Consider the following 19443-nt stretch of genomic DNA (forward strand, 5'->3'; position numbering starts at 1 on the left):
TTGGCGATGAATTCAAGTCCCATTCCTCATCAATATACAAAAAGGCTGGACGCGGGGTCCAGCCTTTTGTCACGCAATGGTAAAACCGATCAGGCAACCTTGAAGGATGCCATGGCCTTTTCGGCGGCTTCCTTGGAGGGCTTTGCGAGCTTTTCGGCAACCTGCTTGGTGGTTTCCTGGATCGACTTCGCCTGTTCGACGGCGAGTTCGGCCTGCTTGCGCAGGAAGGAGGTCTGCAGTTCGAAGAATTCAGCCGGGGACTTGACGCCGAGCAGTGCTTCCATGTGCGAGAGCGAGGTTTCGGCGTTGACGCGCAGGACGTCGATCGCCTTCAGGCCGATCTCGACGGTGCCGGCCTGTGCCGTCTGGACGGTGGCTTCGAGCGTCTTGCCGGCTTCCTCGCCAGCGGTCTTCAGCTTGGCATAGGCGTCTTTCGACTGCTGGGCGCCCTTTTCAGCGAATTCGCGGAAGGATTCAGCCAGCTTGGACGGGTCGAAAGAAGCGATTGAAAAAACATCATCGGTCTTTATGGTAGCCATGGGTCGCATTCCTTTGGGCTAAGGCAGTTGCTGCCTGCGATCATCGAATGACGTCTATATAGAATATTTCATTGTGCATTGCAACATAAATTGTGCGACGCACAAGTCGTTAACCCTTTCGGCTGAAAGCACCCCGCTGTTCTGGACCGGCGTGCGACCTGCAGTTATTAATAAGCCGTTAATTTAGAAGGCCGACAGCGACAAGGTTTGATCATGCCCGCAGTCCAATATCCGTTCATCGATATCGCCGTGCATGCGCGGGTGCGGGAACGCTTTTCGCGCGGCGAGGCCATGGTGCTATTTTCGGCCGATCTTGCCCGCCTGCTCTGGGCAAACGGCGCAGGCGCGGAGCTTTTCGGCCATTCGGCGGTCTACGACCTGCTCGACCAGGGAGCCGATCGCACCGACATCACCTTTCGCCAGCTGGAAACGGCGGCGCGTCAGCTCGCCGATATCGGCGACAACAGAAGCCTGATGATCCGGGTCGCCAAGGGCTTCCAGCGCGTGCAGGTGCAGGCGGCGGCCGAACTGATCCGGCTTTCATCAGGCGAGAAGGCTATTCTGTTTTCCGTGCCGGTGTCGGCAAGGCCGCTAACGGCGGGCGCTGCGGCGGCCCAGATGCTGCAAGGTCTCGATGATCCCGACACGCATATGGCCGTCATCGGCGCCAATGGCGAGGTCATCGCGGCCTCGCCCGGCTTCGCCTCGCTCGCCATATCAGGTGAGACCGCAAAGGCCTTGATCAATCTTGCCGGCGCGCATCCCGATCGCCTGGTGAAGCGCCCGGTCGCCACCGGCAGGGGTTATCTTCCGGCAGCAGTCGGCAGGCTCAGCGACGAGCCGGCGCTCAATCTGCTCTTTGCCGTGGAAACCGCGATCGGTCATCTGGATCCGACCGATGCGCCCGTGCTCGACGCAGTCGATGCACCCCCGCAGGCGGCTGACGCGCCGGCGAGGGAAGAAGGCACGTCGTCATCCGAACTTCCTCCGCAAGAGGCGGCTGCGGCGACCGGCTTCGGCGAGATCGTCAATGCCGTCTCGGGAATCGAAGAGGTCGAGGAGACACTGGAGGAGATCGCCGACGACCGGGAACAGCCGGCCGAGGCGGCTGCCACCACCGCAGAGGCGGCGGTTGCGGACGAGAATCCGACCGCAAAGGAAGCGGCGGAGAACGACGACGCGACCGAGAGCCGCATGGATGAGGCCGACGAGCCCGCGGCGCCCGTCGATGAGGCCGCGAGCCATTCCGCCGACGAGACGGCGGAAGCGACCGCGATGGCGGGGACACCCGCCGAGACCAGCCAAATGCCGCGCGATGAGGCGCCGGACGCCGCGCGCGAAGAGCCGGCCATCGCAGCCGACGCGCCCCCTCCCGCGTCGCTTGCGCCCGAGCCTGGTTTCGTCTTCAGGCCGAACAGCCGCGCCACCCGCTTCGTCTGGAAGATCGATGCGGAAGGCCGGTTCAACGAAGTCAGTCACGAATTTGCCGAGGCCGTCGGTCCGCATGCATCCGCTATCATCGGCTCTGCCTTCAGCGACATCGCCGCTCTCTTCAATCTCGACCCCGACGGCAAGATTTCCGAGGCCCTTGCGCGCCGCGACACATGGTCGGGGAAGACGATCCTCTGGCCGGTCGAAGGCACCAGCCTCGTCGTTCCGGTCGATCTCGCCGCACTGCCGACCTATACCCGCAGCCGCGACTTCGACGGCTTCCGCGGCTTCGGCGTCGTCAGGCTTTCCGATACGCAGGAGGATCCGCTGGCGCTCGGCCTGACGCTTGGCCCGGACGGTGTCGGCCATGATGCGGCAGGCCTCGGCCCGGCGGCCGACGCGGTCAGCGAACCGGCGCACGAGATTGACGCCGCGCCCGAAGCGGCCCCGGCAGAAACGATCGCGGCGGACGTGATCGAGGACCACCCTCAGATCGAAGAGACGCCTTTCGAAGCGGCCGGAGGGGAGGCCGGCTTCGAGCCGCCCACCCGGGAGAGCGCCGCCGAAGAGGTGCAGGAGGGCGCCGGTGAAGGGCTGGCGGCCGATGCCGCAGACGAACCCCCGGCGCTTCGCATCGTGGAAACGCCCAATCGTCGTTCCACCGACAAGGTGGTGCAGCTTCACAGCACAGGCGCCGCATTGACGGCCGCCGAACAGGCGAACTTCCGCGAAATCGCCAAGCGCCTGGAAGCCTTCGGCGCCCGCAGGGAGGAGCCCGACACCCCGGCGCCGACGGGCACCGCCGCCACGGAACCGGCGGCTTTCGAAGAAAGCGCGGCGCCCGAAGCCTTCACCGGCGAAACGCCCGGCGCCGATACGCCCGACACAGCTTCGGCCGAGGAGATTGCGCCGCAGGAAGCGATCTTCGAGAAGGCGGCCGAGTCGTTGCGAGAAGACGGCGCCGCGGAAGAACCCGCCGCCATCACCGAGGACGAGGCGACGGAAGGGCTCGAGGAGACGGTCAGCCAGATCGAGGTTCTCACAAGCTTCATCCCGCCGCGCGTGAAGATGATTGACGGGCTTTCGGCCGGAACGGTCGACCAATTGCCCGTCGCGGTGCTTATCCATGTCGGCGATGCGCTGATCCATGCCAATCCCGAATTCATGCGGCTGACGGGCTACCAGTCGCTCGACGCGCTGCGTGAGGTTGGCGGTATCGAAGCCCTGCTGCAGCGGCGCGAACTTGAGGAAAAGGCAGCCGGTTCCGGCACCATGATGCTGGTCAAGGCCGACGACACGCTGACACCGGTGACTGCGCGGCTGCAATCGGTGCGCTGGGAAGATGCCAATGCTCTGATGCTGGCGCTGATGCCGGTGGAAGGCAAGGAGGATGGCCGCGGCGACAGCAACCGGTCCGAAGCGCGTCCGGAGCGGATGGTCGAGAAGGTCGCCAAGCTTCAGGTCGAGGTCGAGGAATTGCGCTCGATCCTGGAAACGGCGACCGACGGCGTCGTCGTCATCGGCACCGAGGGCGATATCCGTTCGATGAACCGGTCGGCGAGCGCGCTGTTCAATTACGACGAGCAGGAGACGCGCGGCAAACCCTTCGTCATGCTGTTTGCCCATGAGAGCCAGAAAGCCGTCCTCGACTATCTGAACGGCCTTGCCGGCCACGGCGTGGCAAGCGTGCTGAACGACGGGCGCGAAGTGATCGGCCGCGAGGCCGGCGGCGGCTTCGTGCCGCTGTTCATGACGATGGGCCGGCTTACCTCCTCGAACGGTTATTGCGCCGTCATCCGCGATATCACCCAGTGGAAACGCACCGAGGATGAGCTGCGCAATGCCAAGGGCGCGGCCGAAACCGCCAACGCCCACAAGACCGATTTCCTCGCGCGCGTCAGCCATGAAATCCGCACGCCGCTCAACGCCATCATCGGCTTTTCCGACATGATGGCCGGCGAGCGCTTCGGTCCGATCGGCCATCCCCGATATATCGAATATGCCAACGATATCGGCCGCTCCGGCCGGCACGTCCTGGATATCGTTAACGATCTCCTCGATATTTCGAAGATCGAGGCGGGCGAGATGGATCTTGACTTCGCCGCCGTCGGCCTCAACGAGGCGGTCTCAGAGGCCGTCGCCCTCGTCCAGCCGCAGGCAAACGGCCAGCGCGTCATCATCCGCACGGCGCTGTCCCATTCGGTGCCCGAGGTCGTAGCCGATCTGCGCTCGATCAAGCAGATCGCGCTCAACATCCTGTCGAACGCCATCCGCTTTACGCCGTCTGGCGGACAGATCGTCGTTTCCACCTCCTACGAGGCGAATGGCAGCGTGGTGTTGAGGGTTCGCGATACCGGCATCGGCATGACGCGCGCCGAACTCGACCATGCGATGAAGCCGTTCCGCCAGGTCTCCTCGACCCAGTCACGCCATCGCGGCGACGGCACCGGGCTCGGCCTGCCGCTGACCAAGGCGATGGTGGATGCCAATCGGGCGACATTCTCGATCAATTCGGCGCCGAACGAAGGCACGCTTGTCGAGATCACCTTCCCGTCGCAACGTGTGCTGGCTGGCTGATCCCTATCGACGGGGCAGAGCCGCCGGAACGCTGCACGGCAGGCAAAAAAAAGGCAGCCGGAGGCTGCCTTGAATGGGTGCTGTTCAACAAGAGCTCAGTCGATCAACGTCATGTTTCGTAAGCCCGGAGGCTTCAGGCCGCCTCGTTCATGTGCGGCCCCCAAGTTGTTTCACCTTTGACAAAGGTTTCTTAACGAAAGGTTTCCATGACAGGGGATTGCTGAATGGTGAAAGCTTGTGGTTTACGGCTCCTTATCAGTCCCTCAGTTCACTCAAATCAGCGAAGAGCCGCAGCGCTTCCGGATTGGCGAGCGCCTCCTGGTTTTTCACCGGCCGGCCATGAACGACCTCACGCACTGCAAGCTCGACGATCTTGCCGGATTTGGTGCGGGGAATATCGGCAACCGCGATGATCTTTGCCGGCACGTGCCGCGGCGAGGCGCCGGCGCGAATACGCGCCTTTATCGCCTTGACGAGATCCTCGGTCAGCGTCACACCTGAGGCAAGGCGGACGAAGAGGATGACACGCACGTCGTCATCCCATTCCTGGCCGATACACAGTGCCTCGGCCACCTCGTCCATCTGTTCCACCTGGTTGTAGATCTCGGCCGTGCCGATGCGCACACCGCCGGGGTTGAGCGTCGCATCCGAGCGGCCATGGATGACGAGGCCGCCATGCTCTGTCCATTCGGCAAAATCGCCGTGGCACCAGACATTGTCGAACCGCTCGAAATAAGCGGCGCGATATTTGGCGCCATCAGGATCGTTCCAGAACATCACAGGCATGGAGGGGAAGGCCTTGGTGCAGACGAGTTCGCCCTTCTCACCGCGAACCGGCTTGCCGCCATCGTCCCAGACGTCGACCGCAAGACCGAGACCAGGACCCTGGATCTCGCCGCGCCAGACCGGCTGCAGCGGATTGCCCAGCACGAAACAGGAAACGATATCGGTGCCGCCTGAGATCGAAGCAAGCTGCACGTCCGCCTTGATGCCCTCATAGACGAAGGTGAAACCCTCGGGTGACAGCGGAGAACCGGTGGAGGTCATCAGCCGGAGGCTGGAAAGATCGTGGCTTTTGCGCGGCGTCAGCCCGCCCTTGCGCACCGCATCGATATATTTTGCCGAGGTGCCGAAAATTGCGAATTTTTCCGCCTCGGCATAGTCAAACAACACATTGCCGTCCGGTGCAAAGGGCGAACCGTCGAACAGGCAGAGCGCGGCGCCGCTGGCGAGCCCGCTGACCAGCCAGTTCCACATCATCCAGCCGCAGGTGGTGAAGTAGAAGAGCTTCTCGCCCGCCTGCAGGCCGCAATGCAGCCGGTGCTCCTTGAGATGCTGCAGCAGCGTGCCGCCGGCCGAATGCACGATGCATTTGGGCACACCGGTCGTGCCTGAGGAAAAGAGGATGTAGAGCGGGTGGGCGAAAGCAAGCGGCGTGAAGGCGATCTCCTTGGCCTCGTAGGGCGCAATGAAGGCTTCCAGCGTCGAAGCCCCTGATGTCTTGCCCGCCACTGCCTCGGCATCGCCGGCATAGTGAACGACGACCGTGGGGACACCGAGGCTTTTCGCCACCGCGGCAACCTTGGGGCCAACGTCCTGCAGCTTGCCGGAATACCAATAGGCGTCGCAGGCGATGAAGAGCCGGGGACCGATCTGGCCGAAGCGGTCGAGCACGCCCTGCTCGCCGAAATCGGGAGAGCAGGATGACCAGATGGCGCCGATCGAGGCGGCGGCCAACATGCAGGCGATGGTCTCCGGCATGTTGGGCATCATGGCGGCGATGCGGTCGCCCTTGCCGATGCCGAGTGCCGCGAAGGCCTGCTGCAGCTTGGAGACCTGCGCGCGCAGCCGATCCCACGACCAACGGTCTTCGGCCTTGTCCTCGCCGCGGAAAATGATGGCGTCGGCCTCGCCGCGGCCGGGCAGCAGGTTTTCGGCGAAATTCAGCGTCGCATCGGGAAAGAAGCGGGCCTCCAGCATGCGGTCGCCGTCGACGAGCACCCGTGCGCCGCGTTCTCCCTTTACGCCGCAGAAATTCCAGACGCTCGACCAGAACTTCTCCCGCTCGGCCACCGACCATGCGTGCACATCCTCAAAGCCTGCAAGCGAGAGGCCGAATTCTCTATTGCAACGCTCGATGAAGGCATGGATCGGGCTTGTTGCAACGGTCTCGGCCGAGGGCACCCAAAGTGGCTTGTTATCCTGCATTCATTCTTCCTCCCCAATCCCGTCCTTATATCATGCTGCATTGCATTATAAAGTGCGACCGCCCGATCCCAAGCCTAAACGCGTCGCATAAACCGGATTCATGCGACGCGGTTCGGCTCTTCGTTTTATGATGTCGTAGTCTTGGAACCGTTGCACGCTTCCAGGCGACATGCATTGGATTTGCATAGGCCTGATATTTCATATATCGGGCGAAATCAGCGCATAACCGGTAACCGGCAGAGATCATGAGCACGTCTAGACATCGCAGGTGGCGCAGGAAAATCGGGCCCGTTTCGCGCTGGCTTCCGGCCTTCGCCCGCATGTCGACGCTGTTTCTGCTGGTTGCGCTTGCACTGTTCGTGGCCCTCAGGGTCGCAGCGCCCTATCTCATCACGACGGGTTTCGTGCGCTCCGGCATCGAGGATGCGCTGTCGAAATGGACGGGCTACCATGCCGAGATCAAGGGTAATCCGGTTCTCGAATTCTGGCCGACGCCGCGCATCACGCTGAACCAGGTCACCATCCGCCAGCCGCGCGAAAGCGGCGACAAGCTGCTCGGCAGTATTGAAAGCCTGTCGGCGGATTTCAGCCTCATCGATGCGCTGAGAGGCCGGACGAGTTTCCACGAATTCCATCTGCTGCGGCCCAACCTGGCGCTGACGCGTGACGAGAACGGCCTGATCGACTGGAGTTACGCCGGCCTGCTTGCCCGCGCGATCAGCGGCGTGCGCTACGAAAACGGGGCTGAGATGCTCGATCCCGCTCTCGATGCCGAGATCGGTGCGGTGACCGTCGAGGACGGCACGCTTGCCGTCACCGACGTCAAGAGCGCCAAGACTTACAATTTTGACAGCGTCACGGCCGACATCGGCTGGCCACGGCTCTCGGGCGCGATCTCGGCTGTCGTGATCGCCCGTATCAACGGCGTGGACCTGAAGGTGGATTTCGCCTCGCGCCAGCCGCTGCTCGCCTTTGCCGGCAAGAGCGCCGAGACGCGGACATCGCTGACGTCAAACCTGCTGACGGCCCGTTTTCAAGGGATCGCCAGCATCGCCAGCCTTTCGGCGCTTTCCGGCAATATCGCCGTCAGCATTCCCGATGTGCCGGCGTTTCTGACATGGTCGGGCAGATCGCTCCCCGGCGTCGGCACGCTGAAGAGCGCCTCGCTGGAATCCGACATCATGTCATCGGGCAGCGGGCTGCGTTTCAACGATCTCAGCCTGTCGCTGAACGAGGCGAGCGCCACCGGCGTGATGGACCTTACGACTAGGGCCGGCAGACGGCCGAAGATCGGCGGCACGCTCGCCTTCGACCAGATGAACCTGAAGCCGTTCCTCGACGCTTTCGCGCTGCGATTGGCGGCGGGTGAGGCGGAGGAAATCTCCACCGGCATCAGCGCACCGCTGCAACTGCTCGACGTCGACGTCAGGCTTTCGGCGCGGCGCGCTGAGATGGGCCGCTTCGAGCTTTCCGATGTCGGCGCCAGCATGATCGTCACCGGCGGCGAGGCCAAGTTCGATATCGGCGACAGCGGCTTCGAAGGCGGCGAAATGACGGCGCATCTGGAGGCGACGCGGCGCGACTTCGACGGCGGCGGCAAGCTGCAGCTGTCGATCCGCGATGCCGACTTCGCCGGCCTTGCCGAGCGTCTGCAGCTCAAAGGACCGCTGCCGCTTGCGACGGGATCGCTCGATCTCGACCTGCAGTCGTCGAAGGCGATCTGGACGGCCGGTCTTGCCGACGTCACCGGCAAGCTGCATTTCTGGACGAGGGAAGGCACGATTCCCGGCGTCGACTCCGGCGCGCTCAGGACACAGGCGGCCCAAAAGCCGTTCTTTCCACTGAGTGCCGCAGCCGGCAGCGCTTTCGCGTTCAACCAGTTGGAACTTCGGGCCGATTTCGCCAACGGCTCCGCCGAAATCCATGACGCCCATGTTGTCGGGCCGACGCAGACGCTGGCGCTTTCCGGCGTGGTCACCTATCAGTCCAACGGGCTGGCGCTTTCCGGTTCTCTGGAGGCGACCGATCCGGCCAAGGCGGCAGAGCTGCCGCTTCTGCCGTTCTTCGTGGGCGGCTCATGGCCGAATCCGGTGATCTCGCCGGTTCCGCTTTTTGGCGGCACGCCCCACGCGCAATAAAGAGCCCTGCGTCCAAGGGGACATGCCGCTCAGGCGCCGGCTGCCGCCGCCCGCTCGTCGCGCTCGCGCTGCACTTCCCGCCGCTTGGTGATCACGGATGCGCAGATAACGCCGACCGCGACGATGGCGATCAGGATCGTGCAGATCGCATTGATCTCAGGCGTTACCCCAAGGCGCACCTGGCTATAGATCTTCATCGGCAGCGTGGTTGCGCCGGGGCCGGAGGTGAAGCTTGCAATGACGAGGTCGTCGAGCGACAGCGTGAAAGCCAGGATCCAGCCCGAAAACACCGCCGGCGAGATGATCGGCAGCGTGATCTCGAAGAAGGTCCGCACCGGCGGCGCGCCCAGATCCTGCGCGGCTTCCTCGATCGACTGGTCGAAGCTCAAGAGCCGTGATTGCACGACGACGGCGACGAAGCACATGGTCAGCGTCGTATGCGCCAGCGTAATGGTCCAGAAGCCGCGGTCGAGGCCGATTGCGACGAAGAGCAGCAGCAGCGACAGACCGGTGATGACTTCGGGCATGACGAGCGGCGCATAGACCATGCCTGAAAAGAGCATGCGGCCGCGGAAGCGGGTATAGCGCACCAGCGTTAGCGCCGCCATCGTGCCGAGGATGGTCGCAAAGGTGGCCGACAGCAGACCGACACGGATCGTTACCCAGGCGGCATCGAGCAGGGCCTGGTTCGAGAGCAGCGACGCATACCATTTGGTGGAGAAGCCGCCCCAGACGGTGACGAGTTTCGATTCGTTGAAGGAAAAGACCACCAGCAGCACGATCGGCAGATAGAGGAAGGCAAAGCCGAGCACGACGGAGATGATGTTGAAACGGGTCCATCTCAGCATGGCTTATTTCCCCCGCTCTTCGGCTTTGGCCTGCGCATTCTGGAAGAAGACGATCGGAATCACCAGGATCATGAGCAGGATGGTTGCGACCGCCGAGGAGACTGGCCAGTCTCTGTTCGCGTTGAATTCGTTCCAGAGCGTCTTGCCGATCATCAACGTCTGCGAACCGCCGAGAAGATCGGGAATGACGAACTCGCCAACGGCAGGGATGAAGACCAGCATGCAGCCGGCAACCACGCCGGGGATCGACAGCGGGAAGGTGACGCGCCAGAAGGCCTGGGTCGGCGTGCAGCCGAGATCCTGCGCTGCCTCGATCAGCGTGCCGTCCATCTTTTCGAGCGCCGAATAGAGCGGCAGCACCATGAAGGGCAGATAGGAATAGACGATGCCGATATAGACGGCGGTGGTGGTGTTGAGGATGATCAGTGGGATGTCGATTACATGCAGCGACAGGAGGAGCTGGTTCAGCAGCCCTTCGGGCTTCAGGATGGCTATCCAGGCATAGACGCGGATCAGGAAGCTCGTCCAGAACGGCAGGATGACGAGCATCAAAAGTGTCGGGCGGATGCGCCGCGGGGCCTGCGCCATGCCATAGGCGATCGGATAGGCGATCAGCAGCATCAGGAAGGTCGAGACCGCCGCGATGATGACGCTCGAGAGATAAGCGTTGAAGTAGAGCGGATCGTCGGTGAGATAGCCGTAATTATCCAAGGAGAAGGTCGAGACCTTGCTCCAGAAGGCACTCCAGCCATCGGCAAAGGAGAAGACCGGCTCATAGGGCGGGATGGCGATCGCCGTCGTCGACAGGGAAATGCGGAAGACGATGAAGAACGGCGCCAGAAAGAAGAGCAGCAGCCAAGCGTAGGGGATGATGATGACGAGGCGGTTGTAAAGGCGCGATGCGAAGGTTTCCATAACCTCAATCCTTCAGCAGCACGCCGCCATTCTCGTCGAACGAAACCCAGACGTCCTGATCATAGGTGAACGGGTCTTCGACGGAACGCTGCGCGTTGAGGGAAGAAGCTCTGACGAATTTGCCGCTCGGCAGCTTGATATGGAAGACGGTCATGTCGCCGAGATAGCCGATATCCCAGATCTCGCCTTTGGCGGCATTGACCGAGGCATTCGCGGGGGCCGTGCGCGCCACGCGGATCTTTTCCGGGCGGATGGCAAAACCGACCGTTTTGCCGACGGCCGGCGTCTCGGTGGCGGCCGTCCGGATCGTCAGGCCGGTTTCGACCGAAATCTCGACCGCGCCGTTTTCCGACGTCGTCACCTTGCCGTCGAAGATATTCACGTCGCCGATGAAGTCCGCGACGAAGCGGGAATTCGGCGCCTCGTATATTTCGGCCGGCGTTGCCACCTGCACGACCTTGCCGTGGCTCATGACCGCGATGCGGTCGGCCATGGTCATCGCCTCTTCCTGATCGTGGGTGACCACAACGAAGGTGAGACCGAGCGTCTGTTGCAGGTCCATCAGTTCGAACTGAGTTTCCTCGCGCAGCTTCTTGTCGAGCGCGCCAAGCGGTTCGTCGAGCAGCAGCACTTTCGGGCGTTTGGCGAGCGAGCGGGCGAGCGCAACGCGCTGGCGCTGACCGCCGGAGAGCTGGTTCGGTTTGCGTGAGGCAAACTGCTCGAGCTTTACGAGCTTCAGCATCTGCGTCACGCGCTCAGTCATTTCGTCCTTCGGCATGCCGTCCTGCTTGAGGCCGAAGGCGATATTCTTCTCGACGGTCATATGCGGAAAAAGCGCGTAAGACTGGAACATCATGTTGACCGGCCGCTTGTAGGGCGGCGTGCCGGCGAGGTCGGTGCCATCGAGGATGATTTCGCCCGAGGTCGGCTGCTCGAAGCCGGCGAGCATGCGCAGAAGCGTCGACTTGCCGCAGCCGGACGCACCGAGCAGCGCGAAGAACTCGCGGTGATAAATGTTCAGCGACAGATCATCGACGGCGGTGAAATTGCCGAAGCGCTTGGTGACATTCTTGAAGGCTATGAAAGGTTTTGCAGAAGGGTCGGTCCAGGGTGCGAAGGCGCGGCGGATATTGCCCAAAGATTTCATAATATTCCCCGAATCTAAGTTTTCAGCCGGCCTCCACCCCGGGCCGGTAATGAAAGGCCCGGACGTTTCCGTCCGGGCCTGGCATCGACTTACTGGCCGGTCACGACCTTCGTCCAGATTCGCGTTGCCGTGCGCTGCGTCTTCGGATCCCACGGCTTGACGGTGAAAAGGTTCTTCATCACCTCGTCGGTCGGATAGACCGCCGGATCTTCCAGCACTTCCTTGCTGACGAACTGCTGCGAGGCCTTGTTGCCGTTGGCATAGAAGGTGTGGTCGCTCGCCTTGGCGATGACCTCGGGCTTCATCAGGTAGTTCAGGAATTCATGCGCTTCGGCCACGTGCTTGGCATCGGCGGGGATTGCCATCATGTCGAACCACATCTGAGCGCCCTGCACGGGGATCGAATAATTGACCTCGACGCCGTTCTTGGCTTCGGCCGCGCGGTCGCGGGCCTGCAGCATGTCGCCGGAATAACCGAAGGCAATGCAGATGTCGCCATTGGCAAGGGCGTTGATATATTCGGACGAGTGGAACTTGCGGATATAGGGGCGCACCGCCGTCAGCAATGCCTCGACCTTCTTGAAATCCTCGGCCTTGGTGGAGTTCGGATCGAGGCCGAGATAACGCAGCGCCGTGGTCATCACGTCCTTCGGCGTGTCGAGCACGTAGATGCCGCAGTCCTTGAACTTTTCGGCGACCTTCGGATCGAAAATCACTTCGAGACCGGGCTTGGCGTCAGGCCCGAGGATTTCAGCGACCTTCTTGACGTTATAGCCGATACCGTCGGTCCCCCACATGTAATCGACGGCGTATTCGTTGCCCGGGTCATAGGAAGCGGTGCGCTGCTGGATCACGTCCCACATGTTGGAAAGGTTCGGCAGCTTCGACTTGTCGAGCTTCTGGAAGACGCCTGCCTGGATCTGGCGCTGCAGGAAGTCGGCGGTGGGAACGACGACGTCATAACCGGTGCCGCCGGCAAGCAGCTTGGTTTCCACCGTCTCGTTCGAATCAAAGGTGTCGTAAACGACCTTGATGCCGGTTTCCTTGGTGAAGTCGGCAAGGATGCTGTCGTCGATATAATCCGACCAGTTGTAAACGTTGACGACGCGCTCCTGCGCAACGGCCGGCGCGGCGGCAAGGAGCGCGGCGATGGCTGCGGCCGTCACGGTTGCGATGGTTGACCTCATGACTTCTCCTGTTTGTTCGAAGAGCCCGCATCCGCGAACCTCTTTTCCCTCTGGTTTTGCCCCGCAGACTAAGAAGGAATTTCTAACCCCACAAGCGCAAAAACTGCGCTTTCAATCATTTCACCTCACTGGAAGTCGAAGGCGCTGAGGCCCGCCACCATCTCGTCGAGCCCGAGCGGCCGCGTTACCGGCGGCTCAGCGCGGGAAAGGCAGCCGCGCCGCTCGCAAAGACGACAGGCTGAGCCGATCGCAACCGGATCGAGCGCCGCCGCCTGCCCGTAGACCACGCCATCCGCGAGGGCGGCATCGCAGCCGATCAGAATCGCGGTGCGTCTGATCCTTTCGCCGAATTCGACGCTCGGCCCCTCCAGGGTGCGCGCGACCGTCAGGAAGGAGGCGCCATCCGGCATGACGACGGTCTCGGCGAGAATCTGGCCCGGCTGCAGGAAGGCGGCATGGATATTGAGCTTTGGACAGCCGCCGCCGAAACGGGCCTGCGGAAAGCCCTGGGCGCCGGCGCGCCGCAGCCGATGGCCGGCCGCATCGATCTCGACCAGGAAAAAGGGGATGGCTGCCGCCCCAGGTCGCTGCAGCATCGTCAGACGCGTTGCCGCATGGCCGAAGGAGACGCCGAAACGCGCGCGAAGAATATCGATGTCGTAACGCGTCGCCTTAGCCGCCGACAGGAAGGCCTCGTAGGGCATTGCCAGCGCCAGGGCCGCAATGCGGGCAAGCTCGAAGCGGGCGATGCGGCGCGCCTCGGCGGAAGAAAGCGAGAGATCGTCGAGCTCGGCATCGATGGCCGGCAGCAAGGCAAGGTTTGCGACCTCGACTGAGATTTCGTGCGCACGATCGGCCGGCGACAGCCGTTCCGAAATGAAAAGCCGCATCGAATGCCGATCGAAACGGCGGCGCAGATCCGGCATGACGTGCACGGGCAAGACGCGCACAGCAATGCCGCGTTCGGCGCGCAGCCAGTCCTTCAGCCCCGCCGCAAGATCGAGGCCGCCGGGCACCGTCGCAGCAAAGGCCTCCGCCGCGGTCTCGATCCGTCCGAAATAGCCCGATCGGCGCTCCAGCGTCTCGTGCAGCTCGTCCAGCGGCAGCCGGCCGGCGGCAACGGGCGCATGCCCTTCGGCCGCCATCAGTGCCGTCAGATCGGACAGCCGCGCGGCCTGTTCGCGGTAGGCGCGATAAAGCTTGATCATGCCGCTTGCGGCATTCGGCGCCGCCTCGGCCACCTCCACCAATTCCTGGTCGCCAGGCAGTTCGCCTGATAGCAGCGGGTCGGCGAAGACCTCCTTCAGCTGCCCGAGGCTGCCGCCGGTCTGCCCCCGCAACTCCTCCAGGTCCACCCGGTAGACGGCCGCAAGCTTCAGGAGCAGCTGCACCGTCAACGGCCGCTGGTTGCGCTCGATGAGGTTCAGGTAGGAAGGCGAAATCTCCAGCGCCTCGGCCATGGCGGTCTGCGTCAGCGCCAGCGCATTGCGGATGCGCCGCAGTTTAGGGCCTGCGAAGATCTTCCGTTCCGCCATGTCACACCTTTGACAAAGAACAGGAGCGTTTAATTTACAAAATTTTACAAATTCACAGCGCCCCTCTGTCAATCCTCGTCATCTTAACCTCTTTCCAGTGCAGAAATCAAAGGTTTTCCTGGCCAGATCAGCGCAAATTGTCAATCTTGTCATTCATCCATCCAAAGACGATTTTCAGTGAGGAGAGCCGCATGACCGATTTTTACAAGCTTGTCCGAAATGCACCAGCAGGCCGCTTCGACGGTATCGAACGGCCCTATTCGGCCGCTGACGTACAGCGGCTGAGAGGCTCGGTGGCGCTCAGCCATACGCTCGCCGAAATGGGGGCGGGTCGCTTGTGGCAGCTCATTCATCAGGAAGACTTCGTCAATGCGCTTGGCGCGCTCTCCGGCAACCAGGCTATGCAGATGGTGCGCGCCGGGCTGAAGGCGATCTATCTCTCCGGCTGGCAGGTGGCGGCTGACGCCAATACGGCATCGGCGATGTATCCCGACCAGTCGCTTTATCCCGCCAATGCCGGGCCGGAACTCGCCAAGCGCATCAACCGCACGCTGCAGCGGGCCGATCAGATCGAGACAGCTGAGGGCAACGGCCTTACCGTCGAGACCTGGTTTGCGCCGATCGTTGCCGATGCGGAAGCCGGTTTCGGAGGACCGCTCAACGCCTTCGAGATCATGAAGGCCTATATCGAGGCGGGTGCGGCGGGCGTCCATTTCGAGGATCAGCTCGCTTCGGAGAAGAAATGCGGCCATCTCGGCGGCAAGGTGCTGATCCCGACAGCCGCCCATATCCGCAATCTCGACGCCGCCCGGCTTGCCGCCGACGTCATGGGCGTGGCGACGCTGGTCATCGCCCGCACCGATGCGGAGGCAGCAAAACTGCTGACGTCTGATATCGATGAGCGCGACCAGCCCTTCGTCGACTATGATGCCGGGCGCACGGTCGAGGGATTCTACCAGGTCAGAAACGGCATCGAGCCCTGCATCGCCCGTGCCGTCGCCTATGCGCCGCATTGCGACCTGATCTGGTGCGAGACCTCTAAGCCGGATCTGGAGCAGGCGCGCCGTTTTGCCGAGGGTGTGCACAAGGTCCATCCGGGCAAGCTGCTCGCCTATAATTGCTCGCCTTCCTTCAACTGGAAGAAAAATCTTGACGAGGCGACGATCGCAAAGTTCCAGCGCGAACTCGGCGCGATGGGCTACAAGTTCCAGTTCATCACGCTCGCGGGCTTCCACCAGCTGAACTATGGCATGTACGAGCTGGCGCGCGGCTACAAGCAGCGGCAGATGTCGGCCTATTCCGAACTGCAGCAGGCCGAATTCGCCGCAGAGGCGAACGGCTATACCGCCACCAAGCATCAACGCGAGGTCGGCACCGGCTATTTCGACGCCGTGTCGCTCGCCATCACCGGCGGCCGGTCTTCGACTACGGCAATGCACGATTCAACCGAACATGCGCAGTTCAAACCGGCTGCGGAATGAGCGCAAGAGGAGGATAAGATCATGGCATCCATCGCACGCGTCCGGGAGCGGGCCGAGCAGCAGGCATCGAGCATGAGCGAGGATCAACAGACGACGATCCGCATGCTCGCCAACGACCTGCATCGGCTGAACCAATCCGTCATGAAGGCCGTCGAGGCCGGCGTTTCGGTCGAACTGGTGCGCTCGGCTCGTCATCACGGCGGCGACGGCAACTGGGGCGACCTGTTGATCCCGGTTGTCGTCACCAACCGGCACTGACGAAACAGCCGGCAGCTCGGGCACATCGCTCGATCTGCCCTCGATCACAGCGTCCGCGCCTCGAAAGAAGGCGCGGACGCCTTATCGTCTTTCAGTCTTTCCAGCCTCGGCATCAGCCGCGGCTTGGACGCTTGCCGGCGAAGAGATCGGCATAGCTTCGGATCAGCCTGGTCATGCGGTCGGCGACCGTGCGGATCTCCGGGCGATAGCGATCCTCGGCATTCATGACGATCCATTGGCGGTGGCGCAATTCCGGCAGTTCGCTGCCCTGGCGCTGCAAATCGGGATGGAGATCGCCGACGAAACAGGGAAGCACTGTTTTGCCGGCGCCGGCGCGCACCAGATCCGGCAGCGAACGCGGCCGGTTAACCGTGGCGACGATCTCGGCGGCGGCATGGGCATGCGGCCAGCGCAGATAGGACGAGATCGCGTCCTCCTCGCCGACGGCTATCCAGCGCTCGTCCGGTTCGGCGGCGTTGCGCCTGCTATAGACCGCATAGGCCACCTCGCCGAGCTGGCGGGCGGCAAGATTGCCCTCCTCCGGCTCGAAGGCGCGAATGCCGATATCGCTCTCGCGATAGGCAAGGCTTGCCCGCGCCTCGCCGATTGTGAGCGCAACGGCGAAGGCATCGCCCGGCATGCGGATTGCGGCGAAATTCTCCGTCAACAGCCAGGCGACCCAGGTGCCGGCGGCGATCCGGACGGTCGTGCCACCCTCCCCGGACTGCCGCCAGGCTTCGACCTTGCGGGCGGCCGCCTCCATCTCTTGAAGGTGATCGAGCAGTGCCTGGCCGTCGCCAGTCAGCCGATAACCGGTCTGGCTGCGGGAAAACAAGGTGCGGCCGACCTCCTGTTCGAGATCGAGCATGCGCCGGCCGACGGTCGCCGGGCTGAGCCCGCTTGCGGCACTGGCTCCCGTCAGGCCGCCAAGCCGGGCGACCTGCAGGAAAAGCTGATAGGAATCCCAATTCGCGTTTTTCATCAGTGAAAAACATAGCGTGGATTTGCCTGTTTATGAAGAGAAATTCGATGCTTAAATCCAGGGATGTACTCGAGTAGGAAAGGACATCCCATGTTCGATATGATCACCATCGCAGGCGTCCACGGATTTCGGCATCATTGCGGTCCGAGCAACAGCAAGGCCGACGAGGATCGGTTCTATGCCGAGTTCGGAGACAGCGGCATCATTCGCTTTGCAGCTTGGCTGACCTCGCTCGACCTCATGCTCAAGCGTGTCGCCCCAACGGAAAGACGCCGCAAAGTTGCGGCGCAATCCTGCGGCAGCGGCCGCGCTCCTCAGGCGACCTTCCTTGCGCCGCGGTGAGCGGCCGCGGGCTCTACGCCGATGCGGAAACGCTCGATCAGCGCCATCAGCGTATCGGCCTCGCCGGCAAGCAGGCGGCTTGCCTGCGTCGTCTCGGCAACCATCGAGGCGTTCTTCTGGGTCATCTGGTCCATGGCGTTGACCGAACTGTTGACCTCCTGCAGCGCGGCCGCCTGGTCGCGGTTGGCGGTGGCGATGGTCTCGACATGGCCGCTGATTGCGATGATCTCCTGGCTGATCGAAGCAAGGACGCTGCCAGTCTTCTGGACGAGCTCCGATCCGGCCGTGACTTCGCGGCTTGATGTCTCGATCAGCGACTTGATCTCGCGCGCCGCATCGGCCGAGCGCTGGGCGAGTTCGCGGACCTCCTGGGCGACGACGGCAAAACCCTTGCCCGCCTCGCCGGCGCGCGCCGCCTCGATGCCGGCATTCAGCGCCAGAAGGTTGGTCTGGAAGGCGATGTCGTCGATCACCTCGATGATCTGCTCGATACGCTGCGAGGCTCCTTCGATACGCTCCATGGCGGCGACGGCATCGCCGACCACGGTGCCGGAATTGTCGGCCGTCTTCTTGGTCGCGGCGACGACGCTGTTGGCTTCGCGGGCACGCTCGGCGGAGGAGCGAACCGTGACCGTAATCTCCTCCACCGCGGCGGCGGTCTCCTCCAGGCTCGCCGCCTGCGCCTCGGTGCGCTTCGAAAGCTCGCCGGCGGAGGCCGAAACGGCGCTGCTGTTGCGCTGGATCGTCGAGGCGCTGTCGCGGATGCCGGAGAGCGTATCCTGGAGCCGGAGCAGCGATGCGTTGAAATCGACGCGCAGTTGTTCCAGCCGGCCGATAAAGGGCGTGCCGATCGTTTGCGAGACATCACCCTGGGACAGGCGCCCGAGGCCAGCCGCCAGCTGGCTGACGGCAAAATCGATCTGGCTGTCGAGCGAGCGCTTGTCAGCATCGTTGCGGGCGCGTTCGGCATCACCCAAGGCGCGCTGTTCGACTGCCTGCGTTTCCAGATTGCGCCTGGCACGGGCGCTGTCACGGAAGAGCGCAAGAGCCCGGCCGATTTCGCCGAACTCATTCTTCTTCTCGAGACAGGGGATCGCGCCGTCAAGATCGCCCGAGGAGATCGAGTGGACGCTCGCCGTCAGCGCCTGCAGGGGCCGCACCGACAGGCGGATCGCATAGAAGGCGAGAACGCCGACGAGCAGCATGACGACGGCGCCGATGCCGAGAACCAGGATCAGCAGCTCATTCATGCGTTGATAATAGAACTCCATCGGGATGCCGATGAAGATTATGCCGACATTGACGTTCGACGCGTTCTTGATCGGGAAATAGCCTGTCATGAATTTGCGGCCGAATAGCTCGGCGGGTCCGTAATAGGCCTCGCCCCGGGCGAGAACCGCCTGGGCCGGGTGCTCGGCTGCAAGCTTGGTGCCGAGGGCGCGGTCGCCGTTTTCCTTCTTGACGTTGGTGGAGATGCGAACGTAGTCGCTGCCCTGCTTTTGGAAGATCGTCGCGACACCGGCGATCGACTGCGCGGTGCGGTCGACAAGCGAATGATCGGCAAGGGCCGGAACCGCGTCCTCGGTGACGGCGGCAAGCTGATTATTCATCACCTCGATCTTCGCGGCCGGATCAGCCGCGCCGTAAAGGACAGCCATGGCGCGGGCGGCGTTCCGGGCATCCGAGACAGCCCCGTCCATCACATGGCGGCTCAGATTGTAATAGGTCGCGCCGACGATAGCGGCCGTGCTGATCGCCAGCAGAAACAGCGTGATCGCCACGATCTGGCTGACAATAGATGTAGAGAAAAGGCGCAGCATGAAAAACCCCCGGCCGGCAACAAGGGCTAAATTAG

At 62.8% G+C, this 19443-nt stretch carries 14 protein-coding genes; 5 read left to right on the forward strand and 9 right to left on the reverse strand.

Features of this window, described 5'->3' with window-relative positions; all coding sequences use genetic code 11:
- Positions 1 to 89: 89 nt before the first annotated feature.
- A complete protein-coding gene (locus tag HJB91_RS08855) occupies positions 90 to 539 on the reverse strand; it encodes a phasin (RefSeq protein ID WP_210629149.1) in 450 nt (149 codons plus the stop codon).
- A 213-nt stretch (positions 540 to 752) separates the two neighbouring features.
- On the opposite strand from HJB91_RS08855, the gene HJB91_RS08860 reads away from it, so the two are divergent.
- Positions 753 to 4547, forward strand: a complete 3795-nt coding sequence (locus HJB91_RS08860; protein ID WP_221154412.1) for a PAS domain-containing sensor histidine kinase — start codon at positions 753 to 755, stop codon at positions 4545 to 4547.
- A 255-nt stretch (positions 4548 to 4802) separates the two neighbouring features.
- Here the strand turns inward: HJB91_RS08860 and HJB91_RS08865 are convergent, their stop codons facing one another.
- Positions 4803 to 6755 (reverse strand): acetoacetate--CoA ligase, encoded by a 1953-nt coding sequence (locus HJB91_RS08865; RefSeq protein ID WP_221146737.1) that lies wholly within the window; start codon positions 6753 to 6755, stop codon positions 4803 to 4805.
- Between the two features lie 245 nt (positions 6756 to 7000).
- Between HJB91_RS08865 and HJB91_RS08870 the strand changes: the two genes are divergently transcribed.
- Positions 7001 to 8893: an AsmA family protein gene (locus tag HJB91_RS08870; RefSeq protein WP_221154423.1), complete on the forward strand. Its 1893-nt coding sequence runs from the start codon at positions 7001 to 7003 to the stop codon at positions 8891 to 8893.
- A gap of 29 nt (positions 8894 to 8922) precedes the next feature.
- Here HJB91_RS08870 and HJB91_RS08875 read toward each other — a convergent pair whose 3' ends face one another.
- From HJB91_RS08875 to HJB91_RS08895, 5 genes are all read right to left on the reverse strand, one after another.
- The gene (locus HJB91_RS08875; RefSeq protein ID WP_210629153.1) at positions 8923 to 9741 is read right to left on the reverse strand and encodes an ABC transporter permease; all 819 of its coding nucleotides are present in this window, start codon (positions 9739 to 9741) and stop codon (positions 8923 to 8925) included.
- Positions 9742 to 9744: 3 nt separating this feature from the next.
- On the reverse strand, positions 9745 to 10656 hold the full coding sequence (locus HJB91_RS08880; RefSeq protein ID WP_210629154.1) for an ABC transporter permease subunit: 912 nt from the start codon (positions 10654 to 10656) through the stop codon (positions 9745 to 9747).
- A 4-nt stretch (positions 10657 to 10660) separates the two neighbouring features.
- Positions 10661 to 11803 (reverse strand): ABC transporter ATP-binding protein, encoded by a 1143-nt coding sequence (locus HJB91_RS08885; RefSeq protein WP_210629155.1) that lies wholly within the window; start codon positions 11801 to 11803, stop codon positions 10661 to 10663.
- Between the two features lie 89 nt (positions 11804 to 11892).
- The gene (locus tag HJB91_RS08890) at positions 11893 to 12990 is read right to left on the reverse strand and encodes a polyamine ABC transporter substrate-binding protein (RefSeq protein ID WP_064800725.1); all 1098 of its coding nucleotides are present in this window, start codon (positions 12988 to 12990) and stop codon (positions 11893 to 11895) included.
- Positions 12991 to 13115: 125 nt separating this feature from the next.
- The gene (locus HJB91_RS08895) at positions 13116 to 14525 is read right to left on the reverse strand and encodes a short-chain fatty acyl-CoA regulator family protein (protein ID WP_221154433.1); all 1410 of its coding nucleotides are present in this window, start codon (positions 14523 to 14525) and stop codon (positions 13116 to 13118) included.
- Between the two features lie 191 nt (positions 14526 to 14716).
- Here HJB91_RS08895 and aceA point away from each other — a divergent pair, with 191 nt between their 5' ends.
- Together aceA and HJB91_RS08905 are read left to right on the forward strand one after the other, a co-directional pair.
- The gene (gene aceA / locus HJB91_RS08900; protein WP_221146741.1) at positions 14717 to 16006 is read left to right on the forward strand and encodes an isocitrate lyase; all 1290 of its coding nucleotides are present in this window, start codon (positions 14717 to 14719) and stop codon (positions 16004 to 16006) included.
- A 21-nt stretch (positions 16007 to 16027) separates the two neighbouring features.
- The gene (locus HJB91_RS08905) at positions 16028 to 16264 is read left to right on the forward strand and encodes a hypothetical protein (RefSeq protein ID WP_210629158.1); all 237 of its coding nucleotides are present in this window, start codon (positions 16028 to 16030) and stop codon (positions 16262 to 16264) included.
- Between the two features lie 112 nt (positions 16265 to 16376).
- Here the strand turns inward: HJB91_RS08905 and HJB91_RS08910 are convergent, their stop codons facing one another.
- On the reverse strand, positions 16377 to 17246 hold the full coding sequence (locus HJB91_RS08910) for a LysR family transcriptional regulator (protein WP_221154436.1): 870 nt from the start codon (positions 17244 to 17246) through the stop codon (positions 16377 to 16379).
- 90 nt (positions 17247 to 17336) lie between these two features.
- Between HJB91_RS08910 and HJB91_RS08915 the strand changes: the two genes are divergently transcribed.
- Positions 17337 to 17588 (forward strand): hypothetical protein, encoded by a 252-nt coding sequence (locus tag HJB91_RS08915; protein WP_210629160.1) that lies wholly within the window; start codon positions 17337 to 17339, stop codon positions 17586 to 17588.
- Here the strand turns inward: HJB91_RS08915 and HJB91_RS08920 are convergent.
- Positions 17561 to 19408: a methyl-accepting chemotaxis protein gene (locus tag HJB91_RS08920; protein WP_221146742.1), complete on the reverse strand. Its 1848-nt coding sequence runs from the start codon at positions 19406 to 19408 to the stop codon at positions 17561 to 17563. The two genes, HJB91_RS08915 and HJB91_RS08920, sit on opposite strands and share 28 nt — an antisense overlap.
- Between the last annotated feature and the right edge of the window lie 35 nt (positions 19409 to 19443).

The organism is Rhizobium sp. NLR10b (assembly GCF_019685435.1).
Classification (GTDB): Bacteria; Pseudomonadota; Alphaproteobacteria; order Rhizobiales; family Rhizobiaceae; genus Rhizobium.

Bases quoted from the DNA above. Each gene is read 5' to 3' on its own strand.
- HJB91_RS08855 (WP_210629149.1), bottom strand. From the start codon at position 539: ATGGCTACCATAAAGACCGATGATGTTTTTTCAATCGCTTCTTTCGAC.
- HJB91_RS08860 (WP_221154412.1), top strand. From the start codon at position 753: ATGCCCGCAGTCCAATATCCGTTCATCGATATCGCCGTGCATGCGCGG.
- HJB91_RS08865 (WP_221146737.1), bottom strand. From the start codon at position 6,755: ATGCAGGATAACAAGCCACTTTGGGTGCCCTCGGCCGAGACCGTTGCA.
- HJB91_RS08870 (WP_221154423.1), top strand. From the start codon at position 7,001: ATGAGCACGTCTAGACATCGCAGGTGGCGCAGGAAAATCGGGCCCGTT.
- HJB91_RS08875 (WP_210629153.1), bottom strand. From the start codon at position 9,741: ATGCTGAGATGGACCCGTTTCAACATCATCTCCGTCGTGCTCGGCTTT.
- HJB91_RS08880 (WP_210629154.1), bottom strand. From the start codon at position 10,656: ATGGAAACCTTCGCATCGCGCCTTTACAACCGCCTCGTCATCATCATC.
- HJB91_RS08885 (WP_210629155.1), bottom strand. From the start codon at position 11,803: ATGAAATCTTTGGGCAATATCCGCCGCGCCTTCGCACCCTGGACCGAC.
- HJB91_RS08890 (WP_064800725.1), bottom strand. From the start codon at position 12,990: ATGAGGTCAACCATCGCAACCGTGACGGCCGCAGCCATCGCCGCGCTC.
- HJB91_RS08895 (WP_221154433.1), bottom strand. From the start codon at position 14,525: ATGGCGGAACGGAAGATCTTCGCAGGCCCTAAACTGCGGCGCATCCGC.
- aceA (WP_221146741.1), top strand. From the start codon at position 14,717: ATGACCGATTTTTACAAGCTTGTCCGAAATGCACCAGCAGGCCGCTTC.
- HJB91_RS08905 (WP_210629158.1), top strand. From the start codon at position 16,028: ATGGCATCCATCGCACGCGTCCGGGAGCGGGCCGAGCAGCAGGCATCG.
- HJB91_RS08910 (WP_221154436.1), bottom strand. From the start codon at position 17,246: ATGAAAAACGCGAATTGGGATTCCTATCAGCTTTTCCTGCAGGTCGCC.
- HJB91_RS08915 (WP_210629160.1), top strand. From the start codon at position 17,337: ATGTTCGATATGATCACCATCGCAGGCGTCCACGGATTTCGGCATCAT.
- HJB91_RS08920 (WP_221146742.1), bottom strand. From the start codon at position 19,408: ATGCTGCGCCTTTTCTCTACATCTATTGTCAGCCAGATCGTGGCGATC.